Here is a 12,614-nt window from a genome sequence, read left to right on the forward strand (position 1 = left end):
AATTATTTTGAATTAAATTCAACAATGAAAACTACCCTGGATGAACTGCAAGCTTTTGCTGCCGTGGTCGATACGGGTTCGATCACTGCCGCCTCAGAGTTGCTGGGGCTGACCATCTCGGCCACCAGCCGCACGCTGGGCAGGCTGGAAAAAAAGCTGCAAACCACCCTGCTGCGGCGCACGACACGGCGGCTGGAGCTGACGGAGGAGGGGGCTTTGTTTTTGCAGCGTGCGCGGGACATCATTGCAGCGGTGGACGATGCCGAAGAGCAAATGGCCGCCAGACGCATCCGTCCTGCAGGGCGGCTGCGCGTGGATGCCGCCACGCCTTTCATGCTGCATGTGCTTGTGCCGCTGCTTGAGAGTTTTCGTGACAGGTACCCCGAGGTAGAGCTGGAACTGACATCCAACGAAGGTTTTGTGGACTTGCTGGAAAAGCGCACAGATGTGGCGTTTCGCATTGGCGCACTCAAAGATTCCACGCTGCATGCACGCCCTGTCGGCATGAGCCGTTTGCGCGTGCTGGCCAGCCCCGGCTATCTACAGCGGCACGGCACGCCCACTGCACTCGATCACCTGGGACAACATATCCTGCTGGGGTTTTCTCAGCCTGAGACCTTGAACGATTGGCCTTTGCGTGATGCCGATGGCAACGTGCTGCACATTCAGCCCAGCGTTGCCTCCTCCAGTGGCGAAATACTGCGCCACATGGCACTGGCAGGGCTGGGCATTGTGTGCCTGTCAGATTTCATGACGCACCAAGATCGCAGCGCTGGCACGCTGGTGCCCCTTCTGGCGCAACAGACGCTGGATGTGTGCCAGCCGATCAATGCGGTGTACTACCGCAATACGGCGCTGGCAGCGCGCATTACCTGCTTTGTAAATCACGTGGTGGAGTCACTGGGCGAGCGCCCCTTCTGTGAGTGAAGGGCTCTTTTTGCCCGTGCGTCATCTGCGTGGCCGTATCGGTGGCATGCCCTGTTTCGCTCTACACGCGGCTGGAAGGCTCTCTGGCGTGCTGTACTGATTTTGAACTGATCTAGAGGGGGCCACGCGCCATCTATGATTGCGTAGCTTTTTTTCGAGTTTGCCTGTGAATTCTCCCTCTCGGCCTGTGGCCTACCTTTGTCTGGCGCTGAGCATGGCGCTGGTTGGCAGCTATGTGGCGCTGTCCAAGCCGCTGGCGGCATTGTTTCCGGTGCTGCTGCTGGCCTGGCTGCGTTTTGGTATCGGGGTTGTTGCGATGGCACGCTGGCTGCGCAAGCAAGCTGATGAAGCGCCACTGAACGGCCGCACCAAGCGGTTGCTGTTTCTGGAATCTTTCTTTGGCAACTTCTTATTCACGGTGTGCATGGTCACGGGCGTGAGCTTGACCAGTGCTGTTACTGCAGGCGTCACCATGGCGTCCATTCCCGTGGCGGTGGCAGTGCTGAGCTGGCTGATTTTGCGTGAGCAGATTGCCCGGCGCACCTGGGCTGCTGTGGCGCTGGCCGTGGCGGGCATTGCCTTGTACGCCGTGGCCAAGCCACAAGATGCCGCAGCAGACCAGCCTTATGCATGGCTGGGGCAACTGTTATTGCTGGCCGCCGTGCTGTGTGAGGCCATGTACGCCGTGATCGGCAAGCAGCTGACCGCCACGCTGTCCCCCAAGCGCATCAGCGCCATCATCAATCTGTGGGGTTTTTTACTGTCAACCCCGTTCGGGCTGTATCTGGCGTGGCACTTTGATTTTGGTGGTGTCAGCCTGTCCATGTGGACGCTGCTGCTGTTTTACGCCTTGGCAGCCTGTGTGTGGACGGTCTGGCTGTGGATGACCGGATTGCGTGCCGTACCGGCTGCACAGGCCGGTATTTTTACGGTCATGCTGCCCATCAGCACTGCCCTGGTCGGCATGCTGGTGCTGGGTGAACACATCAGCCAGCTGCAATTGCTGGCGCTGGGCGTTGCGCTGCTGGGCGTACTGGTGGCGACATGGCCGGTCAAGCCCCGCAAACAGCCGGTCAACCACATCTTTAAGCCATGACATTGCCCCTCTTACTCGCACCGGTTGCCATCGTGACCACCACTGTGGGTACGCAGGCCCAGGCCCAGCAACTGGCGCAAGACGCCATCCACAGCAACCTGGCCGCCTGCGCGCAACTGGAGGCAATCACTTCGCACTATCAGTGGCAGGGCCGTCTGGAGCACAGTGCCGAATGGCGCGTGGTTTTCAAAACCGTGCCCGATGCGGTGCAGGCACTGTGGCAGTGGCTGCAGGCTGCCCACCCTTATGAGGTGCCGCAACTGTTGCTGCGTACCGAGCAAGCCGATGCCGCTTATGCCGCGTGGGTGAATGCCAATGTTGTAATAAATAAGAGCTACTAACGCTTATACAACAACGATTTCAGTATTAAAACTATCTGAAAACGTTTGTGGCTGTGCGTTGGTAGCTCCTAAAAACAAGAGCCCCGCAATGCGGGGCTTTTGTTTGGACGGGCATCAGCCTTAAGCCAGCAGGGCCTGGGCAAACTCTTTGGCGCTGAAGGTTTCCAGGTCTTGCACTTTCTCGCCCACTCCGATGAAGTACACGGGAATGGGGCGCTCTTGTGCAATCGCAGCCAGCACGCCGCCCTTGGCGGTGCCGTCCAGCTTGGTCACGATCAGGCCGGTCAGGCCCAGCGCCTCGTCAAACGCCTTGACCTGGTTGAGTGCGTTCTGCCCCGTGTTGCCGTCAATCACCAGCAGCACCTCATGCGGCGCAGAGCTATCGGCCTTGCTGATCACGCGCTTGATTTTTCTCAGCTCTTCCATCAGGTGCAGCTGCGTGGGCAGGCGGCCTGCGGTATCTACCAGCACCACATCTTTCTTGCGGGCCTTGCCAGCGCTGACTGCGTCAAAGCTGACTGCAGCGGGGTCGCCACCGGCCTGGCTGATGATCTCCACGGTGTTGCGCGTGGCCCAGACACCCAGCTGTTCGCGCGCAGCTGCGCGGAACGTGTCGGCAGCAGCCAGCAGTACGGACTGATCGTTGTCGGCCAGATGTTTGGTGAGCTTGCCAATGGATGTTGTCTTACCTGCACCGTTGACGCCGGCCACCATGATCACGGTGGGCGTGTGCTTGCCGATGGTCAGAGGCCTTTCCAGGGGTTGCAGCAGATCGGCCAAGGCATCGGCGAGCAGCGCTTTCACGGCGGCAGGATCGGAGGCTTTGCTGTCTTTGACGCGATGTTTGAGGTCATCGAGCAGATGCATGGTGGCTTTCACACCGGTATCTGCCATCAAAAGGGCGTCTTCCAGCTCCTCATATAAGGCATCATCAATCTTGGTCCCGGTAAACACGGTGGTGATACTGGAGCCCGTTTTGCGCAGGCCTGCTTTGAGCCGGTCCATCCAGCCTTTGCGCTCGCCAGCCGCTTCGGGCTTGGCTTGCGGTTCAGGGGCTTGCTCAAAGACTTCAGACTCTGGTGCGACACTGGCAGGAACTTCTTCCTTGTCACCCATTCCGAAGGTATTGCGCAGCCAGCCACCGACAGCGTCGGTTTTGGCAGCGGGTGCAGATATCTCCTCGTGCGCGGGGACAGAGGTGGTAGGTGCGACGGTCTCAGACTGCGCAAGCGCAGGAGCCACGTCGGCTTGTGGGACTTTTTTCTTGAAAAAACTGAACATTGGCGGGTTCTTAGAATCCTGCATTCTATGAAACGAACTTTATCCCTCCTAGTGCTGGTGGCCAGCCTGAGTGCCGCGGCCGAGAATTCGGTGCCTGCTGGCACGTTGTCGTCATCTCTGGCCGAGTGGGCCAGCACCTCTGCGGCCAGCCCGGCCACGGCGGTGCAGCAGTTCACGCTGGGCAATGGCATGCAGCTCATCGTGCAGCCTGACCGCCGTGCGCCCACAGCCGTGCACATGCTGTGGCTGCGCGTAGGGTCCATGGATGAAGTCGATGGCACCACGGGCGTGGCGCATGTGCTGGAGCACATGATGTTCAAGGGCTCTGAAAAACTGGCTCCAGGTGAGTTTTCTCGCCGTGTGGCTGCTTTGGGCGGGCTGGAAAATGCCTTTACCAACCGGGATTACACGGGCTATTACCAGCAAATTCCCTCCAACCGTCTGCGCGACGTGATGGAACTGGAGTCCGACCGCTTTGCGCACAACCAGTGGCCCGACGAAGAGTTCGCCAAGGAAATCGAGGTGGTCAAGGAAGAGCGGCGCATGCGCACCGAAGACAACCCGCGCTCCATGCTGTTTGAGCAGTTGTCGGCCACGGTCTTTCAATCCAACCCTTACCGTCGCCCCGTGGTGGGCTGGATGAGTGACCTCAACTCCATGACGGCAGACGATGTGCGCAACTTCTACCGCCAGTGGTATGTGCCCGCCAAGGCGGCCATCGTGATTGCCGGGGATGTGGATGTGGAGCAGGTCAAAGCCTGGGCAGAAGCGACCTATGGGCAAATTCCTGCGCGAGCTGCCGTACAGAGCAAGCCACAGCAAGAGGCACAGCAACTGGGGATTCGCCGCATTGAAGTCAAGCAACCTGCTGAGCAGGCTTTTGTGGCCATGGCCTTTCGCGCGCCGTCCATTCGCAACGTAGAAAATCTGGATGCCCAGGACAAAGATGCACTGGCCTTGCTGGTGCTGTCTGCGGTGCTGGACGGCTATGACGGCGCCCGTCTGGAGCGTGCTCTGGTGCAGGGTCAAGAGCGCGTGGCAGACAGCGCCAGCAGCTCGGCCAGCATCATGGGCCGGGGTCCGTCGGTGTTTGTGCTCTCGGGGGTACCCGCCAAGGGCAAGACTGCGGCGCAGCTGGAGCAGGCCCTGCGTGCCCAGGTGCGGCGCGTGGCCAAGGATGGCGTGCAAGCGACGGAGCTGGAACGTGTCAAGACGCAGTGGATGGCTTCGCAAGTCTACGAGCGCGATTCGGTGATGGGTCAGGCGCAAGGTCTGGGCAACTACTGGGTCATGGGCATGCCCACCAATGCCGATGAATTGCTGGTCAAGGAATTGATGAAGATCACCGCAGCCGATGTGCAGCGTGTGGCCCAGCGGTACTTTGGCGATGACCAGATGACCGTGGCTACCCTGGTGCCCCAGCCGCGCGCAGCCGGCCAGGCCCCCCGTCCCGCCCAGGGCGCAGCCAGCGATACGCTTGAGCATTGAAAGTGATGACAATGAAAACAAAAACCATAGCTGCCAGCGCCTGGCTGGCTTTTACTGTTTCCGGCTTTGGCATGGGCTCTGCATGGGCCATATTGCCTATCCAGCACTGGCAGCAGCCTTCGGGTGCCAAGGTATGGCTGGTAGACAGCCCCAGCATCCCCATGGTGGACATTCAGGTGTCCTTTGACGCCGGTGCACGCCGTGACCCGCAAAGCAAGTCAGGTCTGGCTACGTCGGTCAGCCTGATGACTTCCAAAGGCATCAAGGCCGATGGCAAACAGCCTGCGCTGGATGAAAACGGCTTAGGTGAGGCCTGGGCAGATCTGGGCGCCGGCTTTGGCGCCAGCGCCGGGCAGGACAGCTTCAGCTACACGCTGCGCAGCCTGATGGTGCCCGATCTGCTCAACCGTGCAGTGGATTTGGCTTCGCGCCAGATGGCCCAGCCCAGCTGGCCTGCACAGGTATGGCTGCGCGAGCGCGCACGCTGGAGTGCGGCAATTGCCGAGTCCAATACGCGCCCCGGTACGGTTGCCCGCCGTGCCTATGTCGAAGCGGTGTATGGCGGCCACCCTTATGGCATGCAAACCACGGCTGCAACGCTCAACCATATCCAGATCAAGGATATGCAGGCTTTTCATGCCAGCGGCATTCAGGCGTGCCGCGCCAAGGTCAGTGTGGTGGGCGCTGTGGACAAGGCGCAGGCCGATGCACTGGTGACGCAATTGCTTTCGCGCTTGCCCAAGGACGATGGCAAGGGCTGCCAGCCCCTGGCGCCGGTGCCAGAAGTACCGCCGCTGAAAGAGGCCAAGCTCATCCGCATTCCTTTTCAGTCTGCCCAGGCCCAGGTTCTGATCGGCCAGCCAGGTATCAAACGCAATGATCCTGACTTCATGGCGCTATTGGTGGGTGACCACATTCTGGGCGGTGGCGGTCTGGTCTCGCGCCTGATGGAAGAGGTGCGTGAAAAGCGTGGCCTGACCTATGGTGTCTCCAGCGGCTTTTCTCCGGGGATGCATGCCGGTGCGTTCACCATCAGCTTGCAAACGCGCCCTGATCAGGCCGAGCAGGCACGCCAAGTGACACAAGAGACTTTGGCCCAGTTTGTGGCTGATGGCCCTACGGAGAAAGAACTGCGTGATGCCAAGGACAATCTGATCGGTAGCTTTGCGCTGCGCATCGACAGCAACCGCAAGCTGCTGGGCAATGTGGCCAATATCGCGTGGAATGATTTGCCACTGGACTATCTGGATCACTGGACCGCGAAGGTCGAAGCCTTGACCGTTGCCGATGTGCGCAGCGCCATCCAGCGTGTGCTCCATCCGGATCGCATGGTGACCGTGGTGTTAGGGGAAAAGAAATAATGGGTCGCAATAGTTATCGCAATATTGAACAGGCTTTGGCGGTGCAAGCCCGTCTGAAAAAACGCGAGGCGTTCAAACAGGCAGAGGCCGAAGTGCTGGCTGTGGCTGCGGGTAAAAAACCGGGCAGCAAATCCACCAAACCAGCCAAACCGGGCAGTGGTGGTTCAGGAGAGATTCGCATTATTGGTGGCCAATGGCGCCGCACGCGTCTGGCTGTGGCTCAGCGCCCGGGTTTGCGCCCAACGCCTGATCGGGTGCGCGAGACCCTGTTCAACTGGCTGGGCCAGGACATGGCGGGCTGGCGTTGCATCGATGCGTTTGCAGGCACGGGTGCATTGGGTTTTGAAGCGGCCTCGCGCGGGGCAGCCCAGGTGCGCATGGTGGAGCAAGATGCCGGCCTGTCACAGCAGTTGGAGCGTCTGAGCCAGCAGCTCAAGGCAGAAGGTGTGCATGTACAGCGCGGCGACGGTATCGGAGCACTGGGCCAGAGCACGCCTGGGCATTGGCACCTGGTGTTCATTGACCCCCCGTTTTCGGCAGAAGCCTTGTTTGCGCCGGCAGTGAAAGCGGCCGCGCTGGCCATCGCCGATGACGGCTTTATCTACCTGGAAGCGCCCAAGGCGTGGACAGATGAAGAACTGGCAGAGTTTGGTCTGCAGCAATACCGCTATCTCAAAGCGGGTGCAGTGCATGCCCATTTGCTTAAGAAGTTGCCAATTTAAACGTTGATTGGCTAAATAGCTTCTAACGCTTGGTACACAAGCGCTAGAAGCTATTTTTATGGCCAAAATCCGCGCAGGCATAATGCAGCGCAATCGTTGAAGAACATGGAGATCGCTATGGCTGAGCACGTGGTTGCTGTCTACCCCGGTACGTTTGACCCGATTACTTTGGGGCACGAAGACATGATTGGCCGCGCCAGCCAGATGTTTGGCCAGGTGATTGTGGGAGTGGCTACGGCACACCATAAAAAGACCATGTTCACGCTGGACGAGCGCCTGGCGATGGTGCGCGAGGTCTTTAGCGATGTGCCCAATGTCAGCGTGGCCAGCTTTGAGGGGCTGGTGCGTGACTTTGTGGCGCAGCAGGGTGCCAAGGTGATGGTGCGCGGCTTGCGATCAGGCACTGACTTTGACTACGAGTTTCAGCTGGCAGGCATGAACAAGCACTTGATGCCTGAAGCAGAAACGGTGTTTCTGACGCCCAGTGCAGAAACGATGTTTATCAGCAGCACCCTGGTGCGTGAAATTGCCACGCTGGGGGGAGACGAGGTGCGCAAATTTGTCTCGCCCACAGTGCTGCAGCAGTTGCTGGGCAAGTTGAAACGCTAGGTTTGCCGTAGCTTGCGCATGCGGTGGTCAGTGACCACCTCGTGAATGAACTGCAGCTTGGCAACTGCGCCGCTGGAAAGCGCGAACGGGTAGGCATCGCTTTGCCCCAGGCTGCGCGTCAGGCTGTTGAGCATGAGGGTAAGCGGCACGCACTGCTGCAGGATGTGCTCAAACGCGATGTGAATGTTGGCAAATGGATCATCTACCGGTGCGCAGCTGCTCTGGTGGCCAGGCAGGCGCAGCTGCACGTGGTAGCTCGCTGCGGTTTCCATCAAGTCCATCACATGCAGGTAATGCGCCCATGTTTCGGCCCAGTCTTCCCACGGGTGTGCGGCTGCGTATGCGCTGACATAGTGTGCTTGCCAGCCCGCAAGCCCCATCGGTCCGCGTGCGTAGTGGTTGTGCAGTGCAAGGGCGTAGTCGATGCGTTCATCGCCGAACAATTGCCTGAATGGAGCCAGCCATTGGGTGTCGCGCACCAAGGTGTCCCAGAAGAAATGCCCGGATTCGTGTCGCAAGTGGCCCAGTAAAGTGCGGTAGGGTTCAAACATGGCCAAGCGTCGGCGGGCGCGCTCGTCATCATCTGCCTCGGCCACGTTCAGGGTAATGACGCCTGCGGTGTGTCCGGTCATGATCTGAGGTTGCCCCGGCAAGTCTTCCAAGAAGTCAAAAGTTGGGGCAGCAAATCCTTGAAGTGGGGTCAGCTGCAGACAAGACAGGGTGTAGAACAGGTGTCGCTTGGCGTTTTCCACTTTGCTGGCGCGCAGCACATTCAGCGGATTGATGAAGTTGGGTAACCAGCGTGTCTGCCTGCAGGAGACGCAATACGGCTGAGACCCATCGGCATCGGTTGTGAAGTTGCATGCCGCTCCTTCGTTGCTGCGATTGCGGCACATGCGCAAGTGCTTAGACCCTTTGTCGAAGTGGCTGGATACAGGCTCCCAGATGCCTGGCTGAGTTTGCGAGGGTGCCAGCGCGGCCATGTGCATGCGCTCTGGCACAAAAGCCAGCGTAGAGCCGCAATGCACACAGGTTGTGCTTTCAAAAAACACCAGGTGCCCGCAGTGGTCGCAAGTAAAAGTACGCATGGCACCAGCTTAGCGAGGATTGCGCATAAATAGAAATGCCGGCCCATATGGGCCGGCATTGCTTGAGGCAGTGGTCAAAAGCAGCAGACAGCTGCCTGCTGCGTGATTAAGGGCGAACCACGATGCTGTTGCGAACAGCGGTTACACCTTTGACATTGCGGGCAATGGCTTCGGCGCGGTCTTTTTCAGCCTGGCTCTTGGCAAAACCGGACAGCTGTACGGTGCCTTTGAGTGTCTCCACGCTGATAGATGTGGCCGCTACGGATTTGTCTTCCGCAAATTTGGCTTTCACCGCAGTGGTGATGCCCGCGTCATCAACATACGAGCCTACGGTCTGCTGGTTGCGGGCTACGGAGCAACCTGTGGCTCCAATGATGGTGACGCCAACCAAAGTAGCAAAAGCGAGAGCACGTGTGGTTTTATTCATAGCAAGCCTTTAAGTCTTAGTTTTAGATCGGTGCGCAAAATTTAACTCCCCCTGGCATGCGCACCCTCTGCGCCATGGGTTGGTTCAATCCCGAGGTATTTAGCGGCGACGGCCCATCAAGAAGGCAGCAGCAACGGCTGCGCCAGCGGCGGCGGCCATCAAGATGGATTTACCGGGCTGCTCTACGACGTAGCGCGTCGTGCTTTGAGCAGCTTGTTGAAACTGCTTGCGGGCGCGCTCAGAGCTTTCGGCACAAAAATCAATGCTTCGATTGCAAAACTCCTGAGCGCGTAAAGACAGGTCATCAATGGCTGGGCTGAGTTCTTTTTCTACCGCTCGCATGCCATCTTGTGCTTTTTCAAACGCATTGCTCGCTGCTTCTCGAGTGGTCTTGACAGCCTCTTTGGCCGATTCGCTGGTTTGTTGAGCGAAGTCCTGTGCGCTTTTTCTGGCTGTTTGTGCAGCGTCTTTGACGGCTTCTGCGGTGGTATCTGCTGCTTCGGTCAGCTTTTTCTTGGCGTCTTCAGTTTGGCTCATATCAAGTTGTCCTTCTGTGTTGAAAAGTGCAAATCAGTGATTTGCAGCTGACGTTCTCAGGCTTAGCCTTTCTTTTTGAGCAGGCTCATCACAAAAGTGATGACGGCCATAACGACAAAGACAAAGAACAAAATCTTGGCAATACCGACTGCGCCTGAAGCGATGCCGCCAAAACCAAAGATGGCAGCAATCAAGGCAATGATGAGAAATACGACGGCGTAATGCAGCATAGTGAACCTCCTCTAGGTGCTGGTCATTGCGTGCTTTGAATAGAGCTCGCTAACCAATGCTTTGACTGTAGAGAAGCTGGTGCAAGCTGTGTGACAGTACCGGGGGCGGTTTTTTGTAAGCATGCAGACTGACATGCATGTGCGCGCAGGCCTACAGATGGCTGGCGCTGTGTTTCTGTCAGGTGAGCAATGCCATGGCCAGCGAAGCACAGGAAAAGCGAGCAATGAAAGTGCTCGCGTCCTCAAAAACACCAAGGGGGCGCAGATTGCGCCCCCTTGGTCAGGCCACAAGCGGCGCATGTCTGGCAATGCGCTGTGGCCCAGGACAAGCCTAGATTAAGCCGGTGTGAGCGTTTCTACTGCGGTGGTGCCAACCGGAATCACCGCAGAGACGGTGGTGCCTTCTCCAATTGCTGAGTTGATGGTCAGCCGGCCTCCGACTGCTTCTACACGGTGGCGCATACCTGCCAAACCGTGCGAGTTGGGCCGGATGGATGCCAGATCAAAACCCTCGCCATTGTCCTGAATCTGTACAGCGACATAGGTGGGGTATTTGTGCACGGTGACCTGAATTGCGGTGGCCTTTGCGTATTTGCCGATGTTGGTGAGCGATTCTTGCACCAAGCGGTAAATGGTCAGCTCGGTGGCGTCCGGCAGTTCTACCGCCTCGAAGTTGGCTTCCATGGCAATGCCACTGCGCTGTGCAAATTCAGAAGTCAGGATTTCAAGCGAAGTGGGCAGCCCCAGGTTGGCCAAGGAGGAGGGGCGCAAATCTTCCACAATGCGGCGCTTGAGCGCAATGCCGCTGTTGAGCGTTTCTGTGAGGTGCTTGATGCGGTCAGTCACTTCCGGATTGAGCATGTCGATTTTTGATTTCAGCCGTGCAACATCCAGCTTGGCTGCTGTGAGTAATGCGCCCAGCTCGTCGTGCAGCTCGCGTGCCAGGTGACCTCGCTCGTCTTCACGCACTTGCTGCAAATGGTTGGCCAGTTCTGTCAAGGTGGCAGTACGCTCGCGCACCAGTTGCTCCAGGCGGCTGCGTTCTTCCAGCTGCAAGGCTTGCTCGCGTTTGTGCAAACGCTCGACCATGTTGTGTTGACGCAGGTACAGATAAAACGCCAAGAGACCGATGAGGGTGACTGTGGTGACGCCCACGCGAGCCAGGAAAACCGAAGATTTCACGTTCTGGTGATAGGCGTTGGCCTCTTGCGTTTCCAGTGCAACCAGCTGGTGCGAAAGCTCCCGGATATTGCCCATGTCCTTGTTGCCCATGTCCGTGAACATCACAAACTTCAGGGCATCTGCGTTGCCTTCACGAAAAAGGCGCAAGCTCAAATCCATTTCTGCAGTTTTGCGGCTGATGCTGCGTGACAGAGGCACGAACAATTTCATGCTCTCAGGTGAGCGCTGCAGCAGCGTGCGGATGCGATCCTGAGACTGGTTGATGCTTTTGATGGCATCGTTGTATGGTTGCAGGTAGTTCTCGTCTCCCGTCAAAAGGAAGCCACGTAAACCAGTTTCTGCATCCAGCATTTCTTTCATGAGTGAGCTAACGGCATTGCGCGTGTCGTATGCATGCGTCAAGTTGGTGAGCGATTGATTCGTCTGCTTGTAGCCATACTCATTGATACTGATCATGAGACAAGCTGCCAAGATGGCCAGTGGCAAGCTGATTGCCATACGGCGCAATTTCGTCCAGTTCACATTGATTCCTCCAGCAAGTTCCCAGTTTGGTACAGATATTCTGCATAATCAAGTTTGCTTTGAGACAGGGTTACCGCTGTGTGCCGCAAACATATGTCTTGCGAAACTAGAAAATCTAGGGATTCGTCCCATAACACGAAGAGAGGCTTCGATGATCAAAGTAGGTATCGTGGATGACCACGCCATCGTGCGCTCAGGTTTGCGCCAGTATTTGTCTGAACACGTAGATCTGCGTGTCGCAGGAGAGGCCAGCAATGGCCGTGAAGCCATTGATCTGGTACGTCAGCAAGACATTGATGTCTTGGTGATGGACTTGTCCATGCCAGGTCAAAGTGGCCTGGATGCGCTGGCCATGCTGCGTGCCAAGGCGCCAGACATGGGCATCCTGATTTTGAGTGGCTATCCCGAAGAGCACTATGCAATCAATTTGATTCGCCAGGGTGCAAGCGGCTACTTGAACAAAGAGTGCGAGCCCAAGGAGATTGCCGAGGCTATTCGCACCATTTCTCTGGGGCGGCGTTACCTGACGCCCACGGTGGCTGATCTGCTGGCGCAGCAGCTCAATCGTAAAGATGATGCGCCCCCCCATGAGCAGCTGTCCGAGCGCGAGTTTCAGGTGTTCTTGAAACTGGCTAAGGGTGAAACAGCAGGTGATATTGCCAAGTCGCTGTCACTGAGCGTCAAAACAGTCAGCACGTACCGCACGCGTTTGATGGAGAAGATGGCGCTGTCTTCCAACAGCGATCTGACTTACTACGCATTGAAAAACAAATTGATCGATTGATCTTTTTACATTTTCAAGC

Annotated in this window: 14 protein-coding genes; 8 read left to right on the forward strand and 6 right to left on the reverse strand. The window is 57.6% G+C overall.

Annotated elements, in window-relative coordinates; genetic code table 11:
- Nucleotides 1-24: 24 nt before the first annotated feature.
- The 3 genes from H9646_RS11105 (at nt 25) to cutA (ending at nt 2,364) form a co-directional block, all read left to right on the forward strand.
- On the forward strand, nt 25-927 hold the full coding sequence (locus tag H9646_RS11105) for a LysR family transcriptional regulator (protein ID WP_191723430.1): 903 nt from the start codon (nt 25-27) through the stop codon (nt 925-927).
- A 166-nt stretch (nt 928-1,093) separates the two neighbouring features.
- Complete coding sequence (locus H9646_RS11110; RefSeq protein WP_191723431.1) at nt 1,094-2,023, forward strand: DMT family transporter; 930 nt, start codon at nt 1,094-1,096, stop codon at nt 2,021-2,023.
- A complete protein-coding gene (gene cutA, locus H9646_RS11115; protein WP_191723432.1) occupies nt 2,020-2,364 on the forward strand; it encodes a divalent-cation tolerance protein CutA in 345 nt (114 codons plus the stop codon). Before H9646_RS11110 ends, cutA begins: the two co-directional genes overlap by 4 nt.
- Before the next feature lie 120 nt (nt 2,365-2,484).
- On the opposite strand, the gene ftsY is transcribed toward cutA, so the two are convergent.
- Nucleotides 2,485-3,645 carry a signal recognition particle-docking protein FtsY gene (gene ftsY, locus H9646_RS11120; protein WP_191723433.1) on the reverse strand — a complete coding sequence of 387 codons (1,161 nt, stop codon included), beginning with the start codon at nt 3,643-3,645 and terminating at the stop codon, nt 2,485-2,487.
- Nucleotides 3,646-3,672: 27 nt separating this feature from the next.
- On the opposite strand from ftsY, the gene H9646_RS11125 reads away from it, so the two are divergent.
- From H9646_RS11125 to coaD, 4 genes are all read left to right on the forward strand, one after another.
- Entirely contained in the window at nt 3,673-5,133 is a 1,461-nt protein-coding gene (locus H9646_RS11125; protein ID WP_191723434.1) for a M16 family metallopeptidase, read from the forward strand.
- Nucleotides 5,134-5,144: 11 nt separating this feature from the next.
- Nucleotides 5,145-6,494 carry a M16 family metallopeptidase gene (locus tag H9646_RS11130; protein ID WP_191723435.1) on the forward strand — a complete coding sequence of 450 codons (1,350 nt, stop codon included), beginning with the start codon at nt 5,145-5,147 and terminating at the stop codon, nt 6,492-6,494.
- Entirely contained in the window at nt 6,494-7,216 is a 723-nt protein-coding gene (gene rsmD, locus H9646_RS11135; protein ID WP_191723436.1) for a 16S rRNA (guanine(966)-N(2))-methyltransferase RsmD, read from the forward strand. The genes H9646_RS11130 and rsmD overlap by 1 nt, the downstream gene beginning before the upstream one ends.
- A 117-nt stretch (nt 7,217-7,333) precedes the next feature.
- Nucleotides 7,334-7,825: a pantetheine-phosphate adenylyltransferase gene (gene coaD, locus H9646_RS11140; RefSeq protein ID WP_191723437.1), complete on the forward strand. Its 492-nt coding sequence runs from the start codon at nt 7,334-7,336 to the stop codon at nt 7,823-7,825.
- On the opposite strand, the gene H9646_RS11145 is transcribed toward coaD, so the two are convergent.
- From H9646_RS11145 to H9646_RS11165, 5 genes are all read right to left on the reverse strand, one after another.
- Nucleotides 7,822-8,913 (reverse strand): zinc-binding metallopeptidase family protein, encoded by a 1,092-nt coding sequence (locus H9646_RS11145; RefSeq protein ID WP_191723438.1) that lies wholly within the window; start codon nt 8,911-8,913, stop codon nt 7,822-7,824. The two genes, coaD and H9646_RS11145, sit on opposite strands and share 4 nt — an antisense overlap.
- A gap of 106 nt (nt 8,914-9,019) precedes the next feature.
- Complete coding sequence (locus H9646_RS11150) at nt 9,020-9,340, reverse strand: BON domain-containing protein (RefSeq protein ID WP_191723439.1); 321 nt, start codon at nt 9,338-9,340, stop codon at nt 9,020-9,022.
- Nucleotides 9,341-9,439: 99 nt separating this feature from the next.
- Nucleotides 9,440-9,877 (reverse strand): hypothetical protein, encoded by a 438-nt coding sequence (locus H9646_RS11155; protein WP_191723440.1) that lies wholly within the window; start codon nt 9,875-9,877, stop codon nt 9,440-9,442.
- 62 nt (nt 9,878-9,939) lie between these two features.
- On the reverse strand, nt 9,940-10,107 hold the full coding sequence (locus H9646_RS11160) for a DUF1328 domain-containing protein (protein WP_191723441.1): 168 nt from the start codon (nt 10,105-10,107) through the stop codon (nt 9,940-9,942).
- Between the two features lie 336 nt (nt 10,108-10,443).
- A complete protein-coding gene (locus H9646_RS11165; protein WP_191723442.1) occupies nt 10,444-11,811 on the reverse strand; it encodes a CHASE3 domain-containing protein in 1,368 nt (455 codons plus the stop codon).
- A gap of 151 nt (nt 11,812-11,962) precedes the next feature.
- Here H9646_RS11165 and H9646_RS11170 point away from each other — a divergent pair, with 151 nt between their 5' ends.
- Nucleotides 11,963-12,595 (forward strand): response regulator, encoded by a 633-nt coding sequence (locus H9646_RS11170; protein WP_191723443.1) that lies wholly within the window; start codon nt 11,963-11,965, stop codon nt 12,593-12,595.
- Nucleotides 12,596-12,614 lie beyond the last annotated feature (19 nt).

The sequence above is a fragment of the Comamonas avium genome (assembly GCF_014836675.1).
GTDB classification, from domain to species: Bacteria; Pseudomonadota; Gammaproteobacteria; order Burkholderiales; family Burkholderiaceae_C; genus Comamonas; species Comamonas avium.